Raw genomic sequence first — 20,719 nt, forward strand, 5'->3', positions numbered from 1 at the left:
CTCTGATGGATCATCGGGGCGCAACGACGCCTCGATGATCATTTCGCCTCTCTATCAATCAAGACAACGGTGATTCTTTTGCTCAGCACCCCCCCTGCACTTGCCCGCGATATCGACGGCAAAGCCATCTCTGCCCTGGTTCTCGACGAGGTTCGGGAAGAAGTCATGGCCCTGGCCGAACAGCAGATCTTCCCGGCCCTGGCCGTGCTACTCGTCGGTGAAGACCCGGCCAGCGAAGTCTATGTGCGCAACAAACTGCTGCGGGCCAAGGAGGTCGGCATCCGTTCCCTGGAGTATCGTCTGGCGCAAAGTGCCAGCCAGCACGAGGTGTTGGAACTGATTGCGCAATTGAACGCCGACCCCACGGTGAACGGCATCCTGGTGCAGTTGCCCTTGCCGGGCCATATCGATGAGCAGGCAGTGATTCATGCCATTCACCCGATCAAGGACGTGGACGGTTTTCATCGGGAAAATGTCGGTGGCCTGGTGCAAGGCATCGAAGTCTTGACCCCCTGCACGCCCAGCGGCTGTATGCGGCTGCTGCGTGAAACCTGTGGTGACTTGAGCGGCTTGCACGCGGTGGTCATAGGGCGTTCGAACATCGTCGGCAAGCCGATGGCAACCCTGCTGCTGCAAGCCGACTGCTCGGTCAGCGTGGTGCACTCACGCAGCGTCGATGCGCCGACGTTGTGTCGTATGGCGGACATCGTTGTTGCTGCGGTGGGTCGGCCGCATTTGATCGATGCCAGTTGGCTCAAACCCGGGGCCGTGGTGATCGATGTCGGGATCAATCGGATTGCGGGCGAATCCGGCCCTCGTCTGGTGGGCGATGTCGATTACGCCAGCGCGCGCACCGTTGCCAGTGCAATCACGCCGGTGCCTGGCGGTGTCGGGCCGATGACGATTGCGTATCTGCTGAAGAACACCTTGATCGCCAGCCAGTTGCAGCGTGCCGTTCAGCTTGGCGGACCATTCCCCCTGTAGGAGCTGGCTTGCCAGCGAAAGCGTCCGTTCAGCGATAAATATGTCGACTGGCCCACCGCTTTCGCTGGCAAGCCAGCTCCTACAGGGGAACGCGTACACCTAAAAATAACGACAGGTTTCCCCGCAAGTTCGAGAGAGATATCGATCAACCCTGAAGATCAGTGGTTATAGGCACGCTCATTGTGCTCAGCCAGATCCAGCCCCATGTCCTCCACCGACTCATGGGCCCGCAAGCCGACCAGCGCATTGACCACTTTGAGGATGATCCAGCTGATGACGAAGCAATACACCGTTGTCATCAGCACACCTTTGATTTGCGCCACGACCTGGGCGCCCATGGTCACGCCTTCCACCAGCCCGCCCAGGGATGGCACACAGAACACCCCGGTCAGCACCGCGCCGATCATCCCGCCGATGCCGTGCAAGCCGAACACATCCAGGCTGTCGTCATAACCGAAGCGGCGCTTGAGCACCGTGACGCTCAAGTAGCAGAACACCCCGCACAACAGGCCGATGGCCAGTGCACCACCGACGCCCACATAAGCGCATGCCGGAGTGATCCCTACCAGACCGGCCAGGGCTCCGCTGGCCAGACCGAGTGCACTCGGCTTGCCGACCTTGAACCACTCGGTGAACATCCAGCCGAGAATCCCGGCGCAAGCACCCAGCTGGGTATTGAGCATGACGACGCCAGAGGTACCGCTTAGGCCGCCACCGGAACCGATATTGAAGCCGAACCAACCGACCCAGAGCATCGCCGCGCCGGCCATGGTCAGGCTCAGGTTGTGGGCCGGCATCGGCGTGTTCTGGTAGCCCTTGCGCTTGCCGAGCATCAGGCACGCGGCCAGCGCGGCGACCCCGGCGTTGATATGCACCGCGGTGCCCCCGGCAAAATCGAGCACGCCCCAGTTATGCATCAAGGCCCCCGCTCCCCCCCAGACCATGTGCGCCACCGGGGCATACACCAGGGTGAACCACAGCGCCATGAACAGCAGTGCCGCCGAGAACTTCATGCGCTCGGCGAACGCCCCTGCAATCAGTGCCGGGGTGATGATGGCAAAGGTCATCTGGAAGGTCACGAACACCCCTTCCGGTATTTCGCCGACCAGGCTGTCCGGGGTCATACCGGCCAGGAAGGCCCGACTCAAGCCACCGACAAAACTGTTGAATGTCACCTGCCCCTCGACCATGCCGGAGCTGTCGACCACCATGCTGTAGCCATACATCACCCACAGCACCCCCACCAGGCCGGCGATGCCGAAGCACTGGGTAAACAGCGAGAGCATGTTTTTCGCCCGCACCAGACCGCCGTAAAACAATGCGAGGCCTGGCAGGCACATGAACAGCACCAGCACGGTGGCGGTGACCATCCATGCGGTGCTGCCGGTGTTCAAGGTTGGTGCATCGGCCGCCTGCGCGAGCGGCACGAGTGCACCGGTCATCAACAAGCCAAGAAGGGATTTGCCCAGAGAACGATTGACCATGTTCAAAGCTCCTGCAAAGGAAATGGGAAGTGCCGGGCAGTGAGCAAGTGGCAAAGCGACGGACCGTCGTGGTCTCTTCGAATAGGTGATGCACACACCCCTTGTAGGAGCCGGCTTGCTGGCGATGGCGCCCTCAAGACCGCCTTCGCCAGCAAGCCGGCTCCTACAGAGGCAGATCTCAGTAACCCGACCCCGGAATCCAGCTGGTCCCCGCCAGTGGCACCCGGGCCATGGCCGCCGACTCCACCGTCAGCGCCACCAGGTCCTCGGGATCGAGGTTATGCAGGTGCGACTTGCCACACGCCCGGGCCATGGTCTGGGCCTCCAGCACCATCACCCGCAGGTAGTTGGCCAGGCGGCGACCGCCTTCCACCGGGTCCAGGCGCTTGGACAATTGCGGATCCTGGGTGGTGATCCCGGCCGGGTCGCGGCCGTTCTGCCAGTCATCATAAAAGCCGGCCGCCGAGCCGATCTTCTGCAGTTCCTCGTCCAGACGTGGATGGTTATCGCCCAAGGCAATCAGCGCCGCCGTGCCGATGGCCACCGCATCCGCCCCCAGTGCCATGGCCTTGGCCACGTCGGCACCGTTGCGAATACCCCCGGAGACAATCAACTGAACCTTGCGATGCATGCCCATCTCTTGCAAAGCCTGTACCGCTTGCGGGATGGCCGACAAAATCGGGATGCCGACGTGTTCGATGAACACCTCCTGGGTCGCCGCGGTACCGCCTTGCATGCCGTCGAGCACGATCACGTCGGCCCCGGCCTTCACCGCCAGCTTGACGTCGTAGTACGGCCGGCTCGCGCCGATCTTCACGTAGATCGGTTTTTCCCAATCCGTGATTTCCCGCAACTCGGCAATCTTGATCGCCAGGTCATCCGGCCCGGTCCAGTCCGGATGACGGCAGGCGCTGCGCTGGTCGACACCGATCGGAAGCGTACGCATGCCCGCCACACGCTCGGTCACTTTCATCCCCAGCAACATGCCACCGCCACCGGGTTTGGCGCCCTGGCCGAGGACGATCTCGATGGCATCCGCCTTGCGCAGGTCGTCCGGGTTCATGCCGTAGCGCGACGGCAGGTACTGATAGACCAGGTGCTGGGACTGGCCGCGCTCTTCCGGGGTCATGCCGCCGTCACCGGTGGTGGTACTGGTACCGGCGATGGTCGCACCACGGCCCAGGGCTTCTTTGGCATTGGCTGACAACGCACCGAAACTCATGCCGGCGATGGTCACCGGAATCTTCAGATGGATCGGCTTCTTGGCGAAACGGTTGCCGAGGATTACATCGGTGCCGCACTTCTCCCGATAGCCTTCCAGCGGATAGCGCGAAACGCTGGCGCCGAGCAGCAGCAAGTCATCGAAATGCGGCAGTTTGCGCTTGGTGCCGCCGCCGCGAATGTCATAGATGCCGGTCTCGGCGGCACGCTGGATTTCCTGGATGGTCAGGCGGTCGAAGGTGGCGGACTCGCGCAGCACTGGAGGCACTGCTTTTTGACTGATAGGGTCGCTCATATCTGTTCTCCTCGCGCGGATCAGTACGCGGACGCGTTATCGACTTTGAAGTTGTACAACTGACGGGCCGAGCCATAGCGCTTGAAGTCAGCCGCCTGGTGCTCGAAACCGGCTCGGTTGAGCAGCACTTGCAGTTCTTCCAGGTGCTCGGCGCGCATCTCTTTCTCGATGCAGTCGGAACCCAGGGACTCGACCGTGCCTTTGACATAGATGTGGGTCTCGTACAACGAATCGCCCAGGGCATCGCCGGCATCGCCACAGACCACCAGGCGCCCGGCCTGGCCCATGAAGCAGCTCATGTGGCCGATGCTGCCGCCGACCACGATGTCGATGCCCTTCATGGAAATCCCGCAACGGGCACCGGCATCGCCTTCGATCACCAGCAGTCCGCCATGGGCCGTGGCCCCGGCCGCCTGGGAGGCGCTGCCTTTGACCCGGACATAGCCGGACATCATGTTCTCGGCGCAACCGACGCCGACATTGCCGTGAACGGTGATCGAAGCCTGCTGGTTCATGCCCGCGCAGTAGTAGCCCGCGTGGCCCTGGATATCGATGGACACGGCCTGGTTCACCCCGACCGCAAGGTTGTGCTTGCCGTTCGAATGCGTCACCACCCATTCGCGGTCTTCAACGGTGGTGGCCTGGTCGTGCAGCGCCTGATTGAGCTCACGCACGGTGGCAGTGGAAAGATCGATGGTTTTCATGTGTGCGCTCCTTAAGCTGACTCGCGTTCCCAGATGTACAAGGTGGCCGGTGCCGGCTCCCAGATCCTGGCGTGTTCGATGCCCGGCAGGCTCGACAGCGCCTGATATTCCGAGGCCATGGCGACGTAGTCATCGGTCTCGGCGAGGATCGCCGGCTTGCAGGCGATCGGGTCGCGGATCACCGCAAAGCCGTTGCGGGTGCCGATGGCGAAGGTGAAGAAACCGTCGAGGTCCTCCAGGGAATGATCCAGCGCTTCCTTCAGCGAATCGCCCTGCTGCAGGCGCCAGGTCAGGTAGCCGGCGGCCACTTCGGTGTCGTTGTCGGTTTCGAAATGAATGCCTTCGCGCTTGAGTTCCTGGCGCAGGCGGAAGTGGTTGGACAGCGAACCGTTGTGCACCAGGCACAGGTCGGCGCCGGTGGAAAACGGGTGGCTGCCTTCCATGGTCACCGCGCTTTCGGTGGCCATGCGGGTGTGGCCGATGATGTGGCTGCCCTTCATCCCGGCCAGGCCGAAGCGTTGGGAAATCTCCTGGGGCAGGCCCATGCCCTTGAGGATTTCGATGCTCTGGCCGGCGCTCATGATGCGCACGCTCGGTGCCAGTTCGGCGAGGGCCAGGCGCACCGGTGCCTCTGCGGCGTGGATCTTGAGCACGGCGGCGCTGGCGTTCTGGAACCAGTCCAGGGAGCAGCCGAGGCGGCCTTCCAGCTCACCCATCAGGACTTTCCAGTCGAAGCCATCGGTAGTCGCCTGCAGGGTCAGCTTGACCCAACCATCGGCCACTTCATCGCCGTAAATGGCGAAGCCGGCACTGTCCGGGCCACGATCGGTCATGGCCTGCAACATCGGTTCGAACAGCTTGCCCAGCTGGGATTCCAGCTGCGGATTTTTCAGGTACAGACCTACGATTCCACACATAAAAGCAGTCCTCACTTCGTTCGGGTGCTGCATGCTGCAAGCTGCAAGCAATCCGCATAGATAGAAATATTCGTGACATGCCGCCAATCCGCTTTTACTTGCGGCTTGACGCTTGCAGCTTGCAGCTGCCGCCAACAGCCTCAGAAAAACTCGGTGTAGCGCGCGATCTCCCAGTCACTCACATGGCGGCTGTATTCCACCCACTCCATGCGCTTGAGTTTGATGAACTCGCCGACAATCTGCGGGCCCAGCACTTCGGCGAACAGCGGGTCGGCTTCCAGCGCGTCGCAAGCTTCCTTGAGCGATTGCGGCAGGGTCTTGATGCCGCGCGCGGCGATCTGCTCCAGGCTCAGGCTGTAGAGGTTTTCATTGCAGACGTGGTCGATTTCCAGCTGACGGTCGATGCCGTCCAGGCCGGCGGCGATGATCGCGGCGCTGACCAGATAGGGATTGCAACCGGCGTCCGGCAGGCGGAACTCCAGGCGGCCATAGGGCACCCGCACCATCGCCGAACGGTTGTTGGCGCCGAAGGCAATGAAGGCCGGGGCCCAGGTCGCGCCGGACAACGAGTTGCCCACCACCAGACGCTTGTAGGAGTTGACCGTCGGCGCGGCAAAGGCACAGAGCGCCGGGCCGTGGGCGAGCAGACCGGCGGCGAAGTGATAGGCCAGTTTCGACAGGCCCATGCCGCTCGGATCGCTGGCGTCATGGAACAGGTTCTTGTTGTCGGCACTGCTGATCGACAGGTGAAAGTGCATGCCGTTGCCGGCGCGTTTCGGGTCGGGCTTGGGCATGAACGAGCAGATCATCCCCAAGTCATTGGCGATCTCGCCGGCGGCCATGCGAAAGAAGGTGAAGCGATCCGCCGAGGTCATGGCGTCGCTGTAGGTGTAGTTGATTTCGAACTGGCCGTTGGCGTCCTCGTGGTCGATTTGATAGACCTCGAAATCCACCGCCTGCAAGGCTTCGGTCAGCCGCTCGAGGAACACCCGGGAGCGCGACAGGCCTTTGTAGTCGTAGCAAGGCTTGTCCAGGTTGTCGCTGGGATCGACCAGTTGCAGCTTGCCCTGCTCGTCGCGGCGCATCAGGTTGAATTCGGGCTCCAGACCGGTGTTGAGGGTCCAGCCCTTTTCTGCCAGGCGTTGCACTTGTTGCTGCAATACATAACGGCTGTCATAGGGATGGGGTTGGCCGTCGACATGGCCGACGCACACCACCCGCCCATAACCCGGCTGCCAGGGCACCGGGGTCAGGGTGGACAAGTCGCCGCGGGCCATGAAGTCCGGACCGTGGGGCTCCATGCCCATGCCGCTGATTGCGAACCCGGCAAAACCAGCACCTTCTTCGGCGACGGTCTTGAGCCCGCAAATCGGCACCGATTTGGTCTTGGCCGCACCGTGAATATCCACAAATTGCGCAAGCACGTACTTGATCCCGTGCTTGTCGATGATGCGCTGGGTTTCTGCTGGCAACATTGCTCGTCACTCCTCGCGAAAGGCAAAACAGTGTGGATTGGCCTGGACTGTCTTTTTATTCCTAAAAAGAAAGTTAGTTTCCCAATAGGAATGCAAGGCCCTTGCCAGATTCGCGAATGCAACGCCGAAATGCCGTATAAGGCGCTTTTGTACTGTATATATGGGAAAATTATTTTCCCCGTGGGAATACTGACCGCCGGGTGCGCGCCGAGCGCCATGATTTGCACTTTCTCAGTGCGAAACTAATATTACTGAACGGAAAGTGTGCAGGAACTGATGACTATGCCGACCGAAAACGCCCCGCGCCTCAAGCTTGAGCAGTACCTGGGTTTGCAGATCAAGCGCCAGCGCCAGGCGCAGGATCTGAAATTGTCCGATGTGGCCAAGATTGCCGATATCAGCCAAGGCATGTTGAGCAAGATCGAGAACGCCCAGGTGTCTACCAGCCTCGATACCCTGAGCCGGCTGTGCGATGTGCTGGGGCTGCCGTTGTCGAAGTTGTTCAGCGAGTACGACCAGCAGGATGGCAGTGCGTTGCTGGTCAAGGCTGACCAAGGGATGGAGGTGGTTCGCCGGGGGACCGAGAAAGGGCATACCTATCATCTGCTCAATCACACCCGTGGGCCGAAGAAGAGTTTCGAGGCGTATATGGTCAGCATGGATGATGCGAGTGAGGAGTTTCCGACCTTCTCGCATCCGGGGACCGAGTTTCTTCATCTGCTTGAAGGTGAGCTGATTTATCGTCATGGCAATCAGCTGTATCGGATGGAGGCTGGGGATAGCCTGACGTTCGAGGGGGAGATTCCCCATGGGCCCGAGGAGTTGGTGCGGGTGCCGATCCGGATGTTGTCGATCATGAATTACGGGAGTGAACTGTAGGAGCTGGCTTGCCAGCGAAAGCGGTGGGTCAGTCAACACCTTTATCGCCTGAACGGACGCCATTGTGGGCTGGCGCAAGACCTGTAGGAGCTGGCTTGCCAGCGAAAGCGGTGGGTCAGTCAACACCTTTATCGCCTGAACGGACGCCTTCGCTGGCAAGCCAGCTCCTACAGGGCCTCCCTGTAAAAAATTCCTGTCAGTTAAAAAACTTTCCCAAACCTCTAGACGCCGCCTCCCCTTCCCCCGTATAAAGCCACCAACAGGAATAATTTATTCCCACCAAGAAAACGCGCTCAAGGACGAGCCCCGCTGTCCGCTGACATTTTTTTCGCTATGCGATGAGCTGCCGCCATCATCCCGAGGACGTGTCATGCAACACGAAAAAAACCACTTCATCATCAAGATCACCTGTCCCGCGGTGTCCGGCATCGTCGCTGCCGTCACCACCTACCTGGCGGACAACGGTTGCTACATCGGGGAGATGGCGCAATTCGACGACGACTTCAGCGGCCGCTTCTTCATGCGTGCAGTCTTCCGCTTCAACGACGGCCACCTGGGCGACATCCAGCAGATCAAGGACGGCTTCACTGACGTCGCCCAGGCCTTCGACATGACCTGGGAACTGCACGACACCCGCGAACCGATGCGCGTGTTGCTGATGGTCAGCAAGTTCGACCACTGCCTCACCGACCTGCTCTACCGCTACCACAAGGGCGAGATGGACATGACCATCACCGCCATCGTCTCCAACCACCTCGACCTGCGGCCCATGGCCGAACGCGAGGGCATTCGCTTCATCTACCTGCCCGTGACCAAGGACACCAAGGCCCGCCAGGAAGCCGAGCTGATGAAGATCGTCGACGACACTGGCACCGAACTGGTGGTGCTGGCGCGCTACATGCAAATCCTTTCCGATGACCTGTGCAAGCAACTCTCGGGCCGAGCGATCAACATTCATCATTCGTTTTTGCCTGGCTTCAAGGGTGCCAAGCCCTATCACCAGGCCTACCAGCGTGGCGTGAAACTGATTGGCGCCACCGCTCATTACGTCACCAGCGACCTCGACGAGGGACCGATCATCGAACAGGAAGTGCAGCGCGTCGATCACGTCTACCTGCCCGACGACCTGGTCGCCACCGGCCGGGACACCGAAACCGTGGCCCTGTCCAAGGCGGTCAAGTACCACCTTGAACACCGGGTCTTCCTCAACCAGGACAGAACGGTGATCTTCCGGTGAACGCCTACACATTGATCGACGGCAAGGCCGCGGCCGCCCGGGTGCTGGTTCAAGTCCGCAAGGACGTGGACAGCCTGCGCGAGCAAGACATTCAACCGGCGCTGGCGGTGATTCTGGTGGGCAGCGATCCTGCCAGCCAGGTCTACGTGCGTAACAAGATCCTGCGTGCCGAAGAGGTGGGCATCCGCTCCGTGGAGCATCGGTTGTCCCCGGACACCAGCACCGAACAACTGCTGAACCTGATCGCCACATTGAATGCCGACCGCTCGATCAACGGCATTCTCCTGCAATTGCCGTTGCCGGCGCAGATGGACGAATTGCGCGCCCTGGAAGCCATCGTCCCGGACAAGGATGTCGACGGTTTCCACAGTCAGAACGTCGGCGGTCTCAGCCAGGGTCGCACGGTACTCGCCCCTTGCACCCCCAGCGGATGCCTGTATTTGCTGGAGCAGACCTGCGGTGATCTGAGGGGCAAGCACGCGGTGGTGATCGGCCGCTCGAACATTGTCGGCAAGCCCATGGCCGCCCTGCTGCTCAAGGCTGACTGCTCGGTGACTGTGCTGCATTCGCGCAGTCGCGATGCGCAGGCCCTGTGCCGTCAGGCCGATATCGTCATCGCCGCCGTGGGTCGGCCGCGACTGATCGATGCCAGCTGGCTCAAGCCCGGCGCGGTGGTGATCGACGTCGGTATCAACCGTATCGACGACGCCGGCCGCAGCCGTCTGGTGGGCGACGTCGACTTCGACAGCGCTCTGCCCCATGTCGCGGCGATCACGCCGGTACCGGGGGGAGTCGGCCCGATGACCATCGCCTTTCTGATGAAAAACACCGTGACCGCGGCCCTTGCGCAACACCAGGCTCAACGCAGCCAATCGGAGGCCCCATGCCATTCAATCTATTGAAATACGGGCTGAGTTCGGAGTACCCGGTGGAAGTGGATCTGCCGCCACCGAAGGAACTCAAGGCGAGCTATGACGTGGTGATCATCGGTGCCGGTGGCCATGGCCTGGCCACCGCTTATTACCTGGCCAGGTACCACGGCATCACCAACATCGCGGTGCTGGAGAAGTCCTACCTGGGCGGTGGCAACACCGCGCGCAACACCGCGGTGATCCGCTCCAATTACCTGACCAGCGAAGGCGTGCGTTTTTATGCCGAGTCGGTGCGGATGTTCCAGTCGCTGTCCAACGAATTCGATTTCAACATCATGTACTCCGAGCGTGGCCAGCTGACCCTGGCCCACACCGATGCCACGGTGCGTTCGTTCCGCCAGCGGGCGGAGGTCAACAAGCATTTCGGCGGGCGCACCGAGATGATCGACCGCCAGCAGATCCGCGAACTGGTGCCCAGCCTCAACCTCGATCCCGGCCACCTGCCGGTGATCGCCGGGCTCTGGCACATCGACGGCGCCACCGCGCGCCACGATGCGGTGGCCTGGGGTTACGCCAAACAGGCGGCCAAGCGCGGGGTGGAAATTCATCAGCTCACCGAAGTCCAGGACCTGATCATCGAGAACGGTGCCATCACCGCGGTGAAAACCAACCGCGGCACCATCAAGTGCGGTTGCGCGGTCCAGGCGATTGCCGGTCATAGCTCGTTGCTGATGGCCAAGGCCGGGATCCGTTCGCCGATCCAGACCTTCCCCCTGCAAGCCATGGTCACCCAGCCGTTCAAGCCGTTTCTCGATCCACTGGTGAGCTCCTCCGCCCTGCACTGCTACGTGCAACAGACCAGTCGTGGCGAAGTGGTGTTCGGCGGCGGCTCCGACCCCTATCCGCTGTTCAATACCCGTTCCACCCTCGACTTGAAGGAAAGCCTGCTGGCCCACGCGATCGAGATGTTCCCGTTCCTGGCCAACGCCAAGCTGATGCGCCAATGGGCCGGGATCACCGACATGACCCCGGACTACAGCCCGATCATGGGCCTGTCGCCGGTGAAGAATTATTACCTCGACGCCGGTTGGGGCACCTGGGGCTTCAAGGCCACGCCTATCTGCGGCAAGACCATGGCCGAGCTGGTGGCCAGCGGCGGCAAGGTGCCGGAGCTGATCAAACCCTTCGGTCTCGAACGTTTCTCGACCTTCCAGCAAGTCAACGAAATGGGCGCCACGGCGGCCAGTCACTGACGGAGAGCGGACTATGAAAATCATGATTTGCCCGCTCAACGGGCCACGCAATATCAGCGAATTCAGCTATGGCGGTGAGTTCAAACCCATGCCCGATCCGCTGACCTGCAGCGATGCCGAATGGGCCGACTACGTGTTCAACACCGAGAACCTTGCCGGCGTGGTGCGCGAATGGTGGATGCACACCCCGTCGAGTTACTGGTTTCTGGCAGAGCGCCACACCGTCAGCGATGAAATCCTGCGCACCTTCGACCCCAAAGAACTGTTCACCACCCGCGTCGACTTCAGCGCCGCCAAGGAGATCGCAGGATGAACCGCCTACCCGCCCCCATGGGCCTGCTGATCGACCGCAATCAGCTGCTGGATTTCAGTTTCGACGGCCACCGCTATCAAGGCTTGCAGGGTGACAGCATCGCCAGCGCCCTGCTGGCCAACGGGCGTTTCCTGATCTCCCGTTCGTTCAAGTACCATCGCCCGCGCGGCCCGCTGACCATGGCCGGCCAGGATGCCAACAGCCTGGTGCAGTTGCCCGAAGAACCGAACGTGCTGGCGGATGCGCATGCGCTGTCCGCCGGATTGCAAGTGACGGCGCAGAACGTCAACGGCTCGCTGGATAACGACAAGGACGCCTACCTCGGTAAATTCTCCAAATTCATGCCGGTGGGGTTCTACTACCGCTCGCTCTACAAGCCCAAGGGCATGTGGAAAGTCTGGGAGCCGATCATTCGCAAGAAGGCCGGCCTCGGTGTACTCGACCTGAAGTTCCAGCCCGAGTATTACGACAAGGCCTACCTGTTCACCGATGTCGCGGTGATCGGCGCCGGGCCTGCCGGGCTGAATGCTGCGCTGACAGCGGCCAACGCGGGAGCCCAGGTGTTGCTCATCGAACAACAGCCGGTGCTCGGCGGTTCGCTGACCTATGCCCGCTTCGATATCGAAGGCCACAGAGCCGAGACCCTGCGTCGCGAACTGCTCGCTGCGGTTGAACAGCACGCCAATATCCGTATCTTGACCGAGGCCACCTGCAACGCCTGGTTCACCGACAACTATTTGCCGGTGATTCAGGGCAAGCGGATGTACAAGGTGCGCGCTAGCCAATGCCTGGTGTGCAGCGGTTCTTTTGACCAACCGGTGATCTTTCGCAACAACGACCTGCCCGGGGTGATGCTGACCAGCGCCGCGCAACGGTTGATGAAGCTGTATGCGGTCAAGCCCGGCAAGCGCGCCGTGGTGCTGACGGGCAACGATGATGGTTATCTCGCCGCCCTGGACCTGCATGATCAAGGCGTGGAAGTCGCCGCGGTGGTGGACCTGCGCAACGCCCCGGGTAATACCGCCCTGCTCGGTGCCCTGGCGCAACGCAAGATCCGCTGCCTGAGCAGCAGCACGGTGTACGAAGCCTTGCACGAAAAGGGCATGCGCCACGTCAACGGCGTCGATGTGCGCAAGATCACCGCCCAGGGTCAGGTCGCCGAAAACGGCCATCACTTCGACTGTGACTTGCTGTGCATGTCCGCCGGTTACATGCCGGTCTATCAACTGCTGTGCCAGGCCGGTGGCAAACTGGCGTACGACGATCAGCGTGCGGAGTTCACCCTCAGCGGCCTGCCGCAAAACCTGAATGTCGCCGGCTCGGTCAACGGTCGTCACCAGCTGGACAATGTGATCGCCGACGGCGTGAATGCCGGTGCCGACGCCGCCCTCGCCCTGGGCCTGACGGTCGGCACTCAACGCGCACCGTTCAGCGTCGAAGCCCGGGTCAACTTCAATTGGCCGATCTTCCCGCACCCCAAGGGCAAGGACTTCGTCGACTTCGACGAGGATCTGCAAGTGGCCGATATCGTCAACGCCACCCGCATTGGCTATCGCGACGTGCAACTGGTCAAGCGCTACTCCACCGTCGGCATGGGTCCGTCCCAAGGCCGCCACTCGGCGCTGCCGACCGCGCGGCTGGTGGCCTGGGCGACCCAGCGCAACATCAGCGAAACCGGCGTCACCACCGCGCGTCCACCGTTTGTGGCCGAGAAACTGGCGCATGTCGCCGGTCGCGCGTTCGATCCGTACCGGCAAACGCCGATGCATCCCCGCCACCTGCAAGCCGGGGCGAAGATGATGCCCGCCGGCATCTGGCAACGTCCGGCCTATTACGGCAACGCCAAGGATCGTGAGGCCTGCATGCAGGCCGAAGCCCTGCACGTGCGCAACAAGGTCGGCCTGATTGACGTCTCGACCCTGGGCGGTCTGGATGTACGCGGCCCGGACGCTGCCGAGTTGCTCAACCGGATGTACACCTTCGCCTTTCTCAAGCAGCCGATCGGTCGCTCGCGTTATGCGCTGATGACCAACGAACACGGGGTAGTGATCGACGACGGCGTCTGCGCGCGGTTTGCCGAGAACCATTTCTACGTCACCGCCACCACCAGCGGCGTCGACCGGATCTACCAGCAGATGCTCAAGTGGAACGCGCAATGGCGCCTGGATGTGGACGTCGCCAATGTCACCGCGGCTATTTGCGCGATCAACGTCGCCGGGCCCGATTCGCGCAAGGTGCTGGAACAGGTCTGCACCGACCTCGACCTGAGCGCCGAAGGCTTCCCTTACCTGGGCGTGCGTCAGGGCACGGTCGCCGGCATCAAGGCACGCTTGCTGCGAGTCGGTTTCGTCGGCGAATTGGGTTATGAGATCCACGTCCCGGCACGCCACGGGCTCAAACTGTGGGACGCATTGATGGACGCCGGCAAGGCCCATGGCATCCGCCCCTTCGGCGTCGACACCCAACGCCTGCTGCGCCTGGAGAAAGGCCACGTGATCATCAGCCAGGACACCGACGGCATGACCCACCCGGCAGAAATCGACATGGCCTGGGCGGTCAGCCGCAGCAAGCCGTTCTTCGTCGGCCGGCGCTCGGTGGACATCCTCGAAGCCCAGCCACTGAAACGCAAGCTGGTGGGCTTCACCTTGCCCAAGGGCAGCCCGCAACCACTGGAAGGCCATCTGGTGCTCAACGGCCCGGACATCAGCGGCAGCGTCACCTCCTGCGAATACTCCGCCAGCCTGGGCAAGATCATCGGCCTGGCCTATGCCGACATCGACCAGAGCACCCCGGGGCAACGGATTCCGATCCGCGTCGAAGGCGGCATCGTGGTCCAGGCCGAGGTGGTCAAGTTGCCCTTCTTCGATCCCGACAACCAACGCCAGGAGCTTTGAGTGATGACCAGTCTGAGAGAACAACCCGGTTTCGCCCGCCAAGCCCTGGCGCCTTTGCCTGAGTACCGCCTGGCGGACCTGACCGATCTGCCCCGGGTCGGCTTTCGCGGCGCACACAGTGCCGAGTACCTGCGCAGCCGTGGTTTCGCCCTGCCCGATGCGCCCAACCGCGTCGTGATTCAAGCCGATGGCAGCCAGGTGGCGCGGCTGTCGCAGACCGAATACCTGCTGCTGGGCAGCCCCGAGGATCAGGGCCAGCGCATGGCGGATGAAGAGGCCCGTTGGGAACTCGATCATCAGGCCAACTACCTGCTGCCGCGCCAGGACAGCCATGCCTGGTTTCAGCTGACGGGGGACAACCCGAGTGAAGTGATGGCCAAGCTCTGCGGCGTTGACCTGAGCCCGCAGGCGTTCGGCCCCGGGGCTGTGGCGCAGACGTCGGCGGCCCGCATCAACGTGATCGTGATCAATGCCGGCAGCGCGCGGCAAGCGAGCCTGCACATCCTTTGCGACCGGGCGTCGCAGGCGTATTTCCAGGAGGCCATGCTGGACGCGATGGAGGAGTTCAAAGCGCGCCATTAAACGCAGGCAAAAAAAAATCCCGGGCAGCTGATGGACGCCCGGGACTTAAAAATGCATAAACCGTGGTGGTGAACGCGGGGCGAATATTACGCAATATTTCTGACTGTAACAAGATATTTTGACTCACTATCCAGTTACTAATATTTCCAAGCCCTTAAATATCCACACTATTTTTAAGGCGACCTACAAAAACCAGCGGTACTCCCGCGCACTGATCTCCTGCATGAACGCCAGATGATCCTGACGTTTGTTCTCGCAGTAGACATCCACGAACTCCGCACCCAACCCATCGCGCAACGGCGTATGGCGTTGCATCGACTGCACCGCTTCCAGCATCTCCAACGGAAAATCGATACCGCTGCCGCGGTCTTCATTAAGTGATGCAATCGGCTCGCGCCCGGCTTGCAGCCCCTGTTCCAGCCCCACCAGAATCGCCGCCAGCACCAGGTAAGGGTTGGCATCGGCGCCCGCCAGGCGATGTTCGATCCGCAGATTCCTCGCGTCGGATTCGGGAACCCGCAGGCAGGCGTCACGGTCTTCGAAGCCCCAACTGGCCCGCGTCGCAACATTCACCGTGCCGCTCAAGCGACGCAAGGCGTTGTGATTGGGGGCAAAGATCGGCATGCAATGGGGCAATACCTCAAGACACCCTGCCACCGCATGGCGCAGCGCCTGTTGCCCGTCGGCGGCCAACAGGTTATTCCCCGCCTCGTCGTAGAGGCTGACATGGACATGCATGCCGTTACCCGGATGGTGCAACCAGGGTTTGGCCATGAAGCTGGCGCGATAGTCATGCTTGAGCGCCACGCCCCGCGTGCTGCGGCAGAACAGGGCGGCCCAGTCAGCGGCGCGCAGACCGTCATCGAGGTGACCGAAGTTGATTTCGAACTGGCCAGGGCCCAGCTCGGCGGTGATCACCGTGGCATCGATGCCTTGCGCCCGCGCGGTCTCGACCATGTCATCGAGCACCGCTGAAAATCGCGACAGCCGCTCGATGTGCATGTTCGGCTGGTCGTCCGCATCGCCGGTCAGCGGATCGCGCGGAAACTGTGGCAAGCCATCCTGCAGTTGCCGATCGAACAGATAGAATTCCAGCTCGAACGCGACCACCGGGAAAATCCCTTTGCGCCCGAGCCTTTCCAGCACCTGCGCCAATACTTCCCGCGGTTCGAAGACAATCGGTTTTTCCGTGTCGCTCGAGGTGATCAACATCTGCCCCAGCGGCTGCTTTTCCCAGCCCACCCGTTTCAATGTGCCAGGCACCAGGCGCCGGGGCGCATCCGGATCGCCGTCGTTGAAACAGTAGTCGCCAATCTTGAACAGCCCCCCTTGCGTCCCCAGCAACACACAGTTCTGCGGCAGCTTGAGGGCGCTGCCGGCAGCGACCTTTTCCAGCATTTCGATCGGGTAGCGCTTGCCGTAGAAATGCCCGGGAATGTCCAGGGAGATCAAGTCCACATAACGCACATCCGGGAAACGCTCACGGAAGGTACGAACCTCGGCAAGCAGATCAGAGCAGACAGCATCCATCGTTGATAGTCCTTGTGGTGTCATCAGGTGTAGACCCACAGCACGCGGGTGAGTCGATCCGAGAGGTTGCCGTAGCGGCAGTGGGCATGACTGGCCAGTTGAAAACTGTCGCCTGCCTGCAAGGTGACCGGTTCGTCGTCAGCCAGCCACAACGTCAGCTCGCCCTCCAGGACATAACCGCCCTGCTCCGAGCTGTCATTGAGGTGTCGGTCGCCGCTGCTGGCGCCGGGCTCCAGCTGGCTTTCAAGCATCGAGAACGAGGCGCGCATCTTGGGCGAGACCAGGATGTCGGTGATGCCATCGGCGTAATACAAGGTGCGGCGCTCGTCCGGACGGGTCACCCACGGCAGGGCCATGGGTTTGGGCAGGCTGTAGAAATAAGTGGTCGGCACGCCGAGGGTTTCGCTGATGGCGGTCAAGTCCGCCACCGTGGGCCGTGACAGCCCGCGCTCGACTTGCGAGAGAAAGCCCACGGAACGACCGATCTTGTCCGCCAATTCCTTGAGCGTGTATTTTTTGTGTTTGCGCAGGTCCTGGATCAGGATCGCCAGCGCCGAGATTTCTTCTTGCATGTCCATCCAAAGGCTTCCAGAAAGGGTGCAATTCAAAGGCTGTCGCGCAATCGGTACCAGGCCTTGCCCATGGCTTCCAGTGGCGCCGCCAGGTATTTTCCGCCGGGAAAATTGCCGTTGACCAATCCCTGGTACAACCCCAGTTCCTCCGGCTGCCCCAGTATCGCGTCCGACACTGCACGGGCCCCGGCCAACGTCGGCAGTACGCCGTGACCGGAATACCCCTGCAGCCAATAAAGCTCGCCCCGTCGACCGATGTCCGGTGTGCGCTTGAGGGTGAGGTCGATGTGTCCGCCCCAGGCAAATTCCAGCTCGACGCCCTTGAGCTGAGGGAACACACGCTCCAGGCAGGGCCGGGTCGCGGCGGCGATGTCCCGGGGCATTCCCCCCAGGTAGGTGCAGCCACCGCCGAACAGTAGGCGGTTGTCCGGGGTTCGACGGAAATAATCGAGCACAAACTGATTGTCGGTGACGCACACATTGCTTGGTAACAGCGCGGTCGCCTGCTGTTCCGTGAGCGGCGCCGTGGCCACCTGATAGGTGCCGACCGGCAGTACACAAGTCGACAGCTTTGGATCAAGCCGATCAAGATAAGCGTTGCACGCCAGCACCAACACATCGGCCCGAATGCGACCATATTCAGTGGTGACCACGAACTGATTGCCCTCTTCGCGATAACTCAGGGCTTTGCTTTGCTCATGAATCCTTCCGCCGGCACGCTCGATCGCGGTGGCCAGGCCGAGTGCCAGCTTCAACGGGTTCAGGTGTCCGCCTTCGGGGTCGAACAGGCCCGCCTGATAGCGCTCACTGGCGACCCATTGCGGCAACTGCTCACGGGGTATGAACTGCAACCCATCGTGGCCCCACTTGTAGCTGGCCTCATGCTGCCACTCGGTCAGCAGCTTGACCCGTCGCGGCATCACCGACGTCCAGAGATGGCCGGCTCGATAATCACACTCGAAAGCATGGCGTGCCGGTAATGCGCGCAACTCCCGCGCAGCCCAGCGCATACCGTCCCACAAGCGCCGCGCCCGTTCATAACCCAGCGCCGCCTCCAGCGGCGGCATGTCGCACGACCAACCGAGAATGGCCTGGCCGCCATTACGTCCCGATGCCGCCCACGCCACCCGGCTGGCTTCCAGCACGGTCACGCGCTTGCCGGCCAGGGCCAGTCGCAACGCGGTATGCAGGCCACTGAAGCCGGCGCCGATGATCAACACTTCCGTGTCCTGCTCCCCTTCCAGGGCCGCTCGATCGACTAAAAGATCCGCACTGCTGTGGGCGTAGTAACTGTCGACGTGCCGGGTGGATTGTTGAAACATGCGGGCCTCATGAAATTTTATATTTATAATTTCATGAAAAAATACAGGTTAAATTTCACAACCGCAACCTTTCAGCAGACAAAAAAAATCCCGCCCAGGAAAACCGGGCGGGATTTTAAGCAGCAGGCAGCGCCTTCAAGACCACGCTCACAGGCCTGTTATGCGATCGGGATCAGCGGATCCGCAGCGGCCCATGCCGTTTCGCGATTGGCCACCGGAGGGTAGATCCACTGGGTGTTGATCTGGGTCTTCAGCGCCTTGCCTTCCTGCTTGACCAGCTTGACCTGGCGATCCCAGCCTTCGGTGTACACCGCGCCCCAGGCCCCCAGGTCCAGACAGGTGACGTATTTGGGCTGGCGGTACGGCGTCGGGTCCACGCCCAGAATCTGCGCGGCGACGTTGTTGCCGGCATGGCGGCCCAACACGATGGCGTGCTGGCAAGTCATCAAGGCGTAGTTGCCGATGTCGTCAGTGGCGGCGTAGGCGACATCGCCGGTGGCGAAGATGTCGTCCTGGCCGAAGACTTGCAGGTGGCTGTCCACGTGCAGCCGGCCCAGATGATCGCGTTCGGCGGGGATCTGCTCGGTCAGCGAGCTGGCGCGTACGCCGGTGGTCCAGATCACGGTGCTGGAGTCGATGCGCTGGCCGTCACTCAGGTCCACCCCATTGGCGTCGATGGCGACCACCGAGGCTTGCAAGTGCCATTTCACCCCCGTCTCGAGACTGGCTTCCTCGATCGACCTGGCGATTTCGGCGCCCATGGACCCGCCGATTTTCTCCCCGCGATCGACAATGATCACTTCGATATCGGCCTCTTCACCGAGGATCGCCCGCAGGCGGGCCGGCATTTCGGTCGCCGTTTCAATCCCGGTGAAGCCACCGCCGGCGACTACCACTGTGTTGCGGGCTTTGCTGTGCGGCAGGTTGGCCAGGGACTTGAGGTGGTTTTCCAAGCGCATGGCCTGTTCGATCTGGTCGACATCGAACGCATGTTCGGTCACACCGGGGGTGCTGGACTGTGCCAGGCGGCTGCCGGTGGCCAGAACGAGTTTGTCGTAGCTGCAAGTGCGTCGGCTGCCTGAAGCATCGATGTAGCCCACACGCTTTTGCTGCACATCGATGGTGTCCGCAGCGCCCTTGATGAACTTGACGCCGACCGCCTCGAACAGCTCGCCGATCGGTGCCGCCAGTTGGTGCGCGTTCGGTTCATAGAAGCGTGGACGAACACGCAGCTCGGCCTGCGGGGCCAACACGGTGACTTCAACGTCGTCGTGAGCATGGATATCGAACAGGCGGGTCGCGCTCAACGCCGTCCACATACCACCGAAACCTGCGCCGATTACCAGAATGTGCTGTTTCATTTTCAACTCCGGGGGAAGACCAATGATGAGTTCGCATGCGGTCGCACGCTGGCCAGTGCCGACCGAACAACTACGACTGTATTGATCCTAGTTTATTTGCGCAATGGATTTTTTGCGATGGTTGCTATCGACGCATTTGATTTCCAAACACCCGCAACACCATGGCGCGCTCTGCCATTGAGGGCGCATGAGGCGCGTTGCCTGACTCACATCCAGCTGATAATATTTACGACAACATTAGTCGGAGATACCAATGTCTCTTTACAGCGCTGGCGTCGAGTACGGTATTCATTGCCTGATTTTCCTGGTGGGTCACCACGGGGATACCCGGGAGGCGAGCGTGCGCGACCTCGCCGAGCTGCAGGGTGTGCCTCTGGACTATCTGGCAAAAATCTTCACCCGGCTGGCCAAGGCAAAGCTGGTGGTGGCCACCGAGGGGGTGCGCGGCGGGTTCAAGCTGGCCAGGCCTGCCGACGAAATCAGCGTGCTCGATATCGTCAATGCCATCGACGGCCAGAAGCTTATCTTTGATTGCCGCGAGATTCGCGGGCGTTGCGCGTTGTTCGAAGGCGCCACGCCCGACTGGGCGGTGGCCGGTCCCTGCGCGGTCCATGCCGTGATGATGACGGCGCAGAAACGCATGGAAGAAGCCCTGGCCCAGCAGACCATTCTGGATCTGGCGCGCAAGGTCGGGCGCAAGGCCCCGCCGGAATTCGGCGTGCAAGTGGACAATTGGATGAATGATCGTCGGGAAAAGAAAAGCGCTGCAACCGCTCAGGCAAGCGACGACACACTCATCCAGGTGAGCGAGCTCCGCGATTGAA

The 20,719-nt window shown here is 61.5% G+C and carries 18 protein-coding genes; 9 read left to right on the top strand and 9 right to left on the bottom strand.

All coding sequences use genetic code 11. From position 1 onward, the window contains the following. Positions 1 to 69: 69 nt before the first annotated feature. Positions 70 to 984: a bifunctional 5,10-methylenetetrahydrofolate dehydrogenase/5,10-methenyltetrahydrofolate cyclohydrolase gene (locus ACA062_RS19480; RefSeq protein ID WP_497452561.1), complete on the top strand. Its 915-nt coding sequence runs from the start codon at positions 70 to 72 to the stop codon at positions 982 to 984. Between the two features lie 158 nt (positions 985 to 1,142). On the opposite strand, the gene ACA062_RS19485 is transcribed toward ACA062_RS19480, so the two are convergent. The 5 genes from ACA062_RS19485 to glnT all read right to left on the bottom strand — a co-directional run bounded on the left by ACA062_RS19485 (position 1,143) and on the right by glnT (position 7,080). Next, a complete protein-coding gene (locus ACA062_RS19485) occupies positions 1,143 to 2,468 on the bottom strand; it encodes an ammonium transporter (RefSeq protein ID WP_497452562.1) in 1,326 nt (441 codons plus the stop codon). 178 nt (positions 2,469 to 2,646) lie between these two features. After that, positions 2,647 to 3,984, bottom strand: coding sequence for an FMN-binding glutamate synthase family protein (locus ACA062_RS19490; RefSeq protein ID WP_497452563.1), 1,338 nt, complete (start codon positions 3,982 to 3,984; stop codon positions 2,647 to 2,649). A 20-nt stretch (positions 3,985 to 4,004) separates the two neighbouring features. Beyond that, on the bottom strand, positions 4,005 to 4,688 hold the full coding sequence (locus ACA062_RS19495; RefSeq protein WP_497452564.1) for a protein glxC: 684 nt from the start codon (positions 4,686 to 4,688) through the stop codon (positions 4,005 to 4,007). A gap of 11 nt (positions 4,689 to 4,699) precedes the next feature. Beyond that, positions 4,700 to 5,605, bottom strand: coding sequence for a class II glutamine amidotransferase (locus ACA062_RS19500; protein ID WP_497452565.1), 906 nt, complete (start codon positions 5,603 to 5,605; stop codon positions 4,700 to 4,702). A gap of 140 nt (positions 5,606 to 5,745) precedes the next feature. Beyond that, a complete protein-coding gene (glnT, locus tag ACA062_RS19505) occupies positions 5,746 to 7,080 on the bottom strand; it encodes a type III glutamate--ammonia ligase (RefSeq protein WP_497452566.1) in 1,335 nt (444 codons plus the stop codon). A gap of 276 nt (positions 7,081 to 7,356) precedes the next feature. On the opposite strand from glnT, the gene ACA062_RS19510 reads away from it, so the two are divergent. From ACA062_RS19510 to ACA062_RS19540, 7 genes are all read left to right on the top strand, one after another. Next, positions 7,357 to 7,959 carry a helix-turn-helix domain-containing protein gene (locus ACA062_RS19510; protein ID WP_497452567.1) on the top strand — a complete coding sequence of 201 codons (603 nt, stop codon included), beginning with the start codon at positions 7,357 to 7,359 and terminating at the stop codon, positions 7,957 to 7,959. A 370-nt stretch (positions 7,960 to 8,329) separates the two neighbouring features. Further along, positions 8,330 to 9,196 carry a formyltetrahydrofolate deformylase gene (purU, locus tag ACA062_RS19515; protein ID WP_497452568.1) on the top strand — a complete coding sequence of 289 codons (867 nt, stop codon included), beginning with the start codon at positions 8,330 to 8,332 and terminating at the stop codon, positions 9,194 to 9,196. After that, positions 9,193 to 10,098: a bifunctional methylenetetrahydrofolate dehydrogenase/methenyltetrahydrofolate cyclohydrolase FolD gene (folD, locus tag ACA062_RS19520; RefSeq protein ID WP_497452569.1), complete on the top strand. Its 906-nt coding sequence runs from the start codon at positions 9,193 to 9,195 to the stop codon at positions 10,096 to 10,098. The genes purU and folD overlap by 4 nt, the downstream gene beginning before the upstream one ends. After that, positions 10,080 to 11,321: an FAD-dependent oxidoreductase gene (locus ACA062_RS19525; protein ID WP_497452570.1), complete on the top strand. Its 1,242-nt coding sequence runs from the start codon at positions 10,080 to 10,082 to the stop codon at positions 11,319 to 11,321. The genes folD and ACA062_RS19525 overlap by 19 nt, the downstream gene beginning before the upstream one ends. A gap of 13 nt (positions 11,322 to 11,334) precedes the next feature. After that, positions 11,335 to 11,634 carry a sarcosine oxidase subunit delta gene (locus tag ACA062_RS19530; RefSeq protein WP_497452571.1) on the top strand — a complete coding sequence of 100 codons (300 nt, stop codon included), beginning with the start codon at positions 11,335 to 11,337 and terminating at the stop codon, positions 11,632 to 11,634. Further along, entirely contained in the window at positions 11,631 to 14,528 is a 2,898-nt protein-coding gene (locus ACA062_RS19535; RefSeq protein WP_497452572.1) for a 2Fe-2S iron-sulfur cluster-binding protein, read from the top strand. Before ACA062_RS19530 ends, ACA062_RS19535 begins: the two co-directional genes overlap by 4 nt. A 3-nt stretch (positions 14,529 to 14,531) precedes the next feature. After that, entirely contained in the window at positions 14,532 to 15,110 is a 579-nt protein-coding gene (locus ACA062_RS19540; RefSeq protein WP_497452573.1) for a sarcosine oxidase subunit gamma, read from the top strand. Positions 15,111 to 15,293: 183 nt separating this feature from the next. Here ACA062_RS19540 and ACA062_RS19545 read toward each other — a convergent pair whose 3' ends face one another. The 4 genes from ACA062_RS19545 to ACA062_RS19560 all read right to left on the bottom strand — a co-directional run bounded on the left by ACA062_RS19545 (position 15,294) and on the right by ACA062_RS19560 (position 19,895). Continuing rightward, the gene (locus ACA062_RS19545) at positions 15,294 to 16,640 is read right to left on the bottom strand and encodes a glutamine synthetase family protein (RefSeq protein ID WP_497452574.1); all 1,347 of its coding nucleotides are present in this window, start codon (positions 16,638 to 16,640) and stop codon (positions 15,294 to 15,296) included. Positions 16,641 to 16,663: 23 nt separating this feature from the next. Next, positions 16,664 to 17,218, bottom strand: coding sequence for a helix-turn-helix domain-containing protein (locus ACA062_RS19550; RefSeq protein ID WP_497452575.1), 555 nt, complete (start codon positions 17,216 to 17,218; stop codon positions 16,664 to 16,666). A 26-nt stretch (positions 17,219 to 17,244) separates the two neighbouring features. After that, positions 17,245 to 18,534, bottom strand: a complete 1,290-nt coding sequence (locus tag ACA062_RS19555) for an NAD(P)/FAD-dependent oxidoreductase (RefSeq protein WP_497452576.1) — start codon at positions 18,532 to 18,534, stop codon at positions 17,245 to 17,247. A gap of 158 nt (positions 18,535 to 18,692) precedes the next feature. Then, positions 18,693 to 19,895, bottom strand: coding sequence for an NAD(P)/FAD-dependent oxidoreductase (locus tag ACA062_RS19560; RefSeq protein WP_497452577.1), 1,203 nt, complete (start codon positions 19,893 to 19,895; stop codon positions 18,693 to 18,695). Positions 19,896 to 20,148: 253 nt separating this feature from the next. Between ACA062_RS19560 and ACA062_RS19565 the strand changes: the two genes are divergently transcribed. Beyond that, positions 20,149 to 20,718: an RrF2 family transcriptional regulator gene (locus tag ACA062_RS19565; RefSeq protein ID WP_497452578.1), complete on the top strand. Its 570-nt coding sequence runs from the start codon at positions 20,149 to 20,151 to the stop codon at positions 20,716 to 20,718. Position 20,719 lies beyond the last annotated feature (1 nt).

The organism is Pseudomonas sp. LBUM1679 (genome assembly GCF_059695565.1).

Excerpts from the sequence above, each read along its gene's own strand:
- ACA062_RS19485 (WP_497452562.1), bottom strand. The coding sequence starts at position 2,468 with ATGGTCAATCGTTCTCTGGGCAAATCCCTTCTTGGCTTGTTGATGACC.
- ACA062_RS19490 (WP_497452563.1), bottom strand. The coding sequence starts at position 3,984 with ATGAGCGACCCTATCAGTCAAAAAGCAGTGCCTCCAGTGCTGCGCGAG.
- ACA062_RS19495 (WP_497452564.1), bottom strand. The coding sequence starts at position 4,688 with ATGAAAACCATCGATCTTTCCACTGCCACCGTGCGTGAGCTCAATCAG.
- ACA062_RS19500 (WP_497452565.1), bottom strand. The coding sequence starts at position 5,605 with ATGTGTGGAATCGTAGGTCTGTACCTGAAAAATCCGCAGCTGGAATCC.
- glnT (WP_497452566.1), bottom strand. The coding sequence starts at position 7,080 with ATGTTGCCAGCAGAAACCCAGCGCATCATCGACAAGCACGGGATCAAG.
- ACA062_RS19510 (WP_497452567.1), top strand. The coding sequence starts at position 7,357 with ATGACTATGCCGACCGAAAACGCCCCGCGCCTCAAGCTTGAGCAGTAC.
- purU (WP_497452568.1), top strand. The coding sequence starts at position 8,330 with ATGCAACACGAAAAAAACCACTTCATCATCAAGATCACCTGTCCCGCG.
- ACA062_RS19525 (WP_497452570.1), top strand. The coding sequence starts at position 10,080 with ATGCCATTCAATCTATTGAAATACGGGCTGAGTTCGGAGTACCCGGTG.
- ACA062_RS19530 (WP_497452571.1), top strand. The coding sequence starts at position 11,335 with ATGAAAATCATGATTTGCCCGCTCAACGGGCCACGCAATATCAGCGAA.
- ACA062_RS19535 (WP_497452572.1), top strand. The coding sequence starts at position 11,631 with ATGAACCGCCTACCCGCCCCCATGGGCCTGCTGATCGACCGCAATCAG.
- ACA062_RS19540 (WP_497452573.1), top strand. The coding sequence starts at position 14,532 with ATGACCAGTCTGAGAGAACAACCCGGTTTCGCCCGCCAAGCCCTGGCG.
- ACA062_RS19545 (WP_497452574.1), bottom strand. The coding sequence starts at position 16,640 with ATGGATGCTGTCTGCTCTGATCTGCTTGCCGAGGTTCGTACCTTCCGT.
- ACA062_RS19550 (WP_497452575.1), bottom strand. The coding sequence starts at position 17,218 with ATGGACATGCAAGAAGAAATCTCGGCGCTGGCGATCCTGATCCAGGAC.
- ACA062_RS19555 (WP_497452576.1), bottom strand. The coding sequence starts at position 18,534 with ATGTTTCAACAATCCACCCGGCACGTCGACAGTTACTACGCCCACAGC.
- ACA062_RS19560 (WP_497452577.1), bottom strand. The coding sequence starts at position 19,895 with ATGAAACAGCACATTCTGGTAATCGGCGCAGGTTTCGGTGGTATGTGG.
- ACA062_RS19565 (WP_497452578.1), top strand. The coding sequence starts at position 20,149 with ATGTCTCTTTACAGCGCTGGCGTCGAGTACGGTATTCATTGCCTGATT.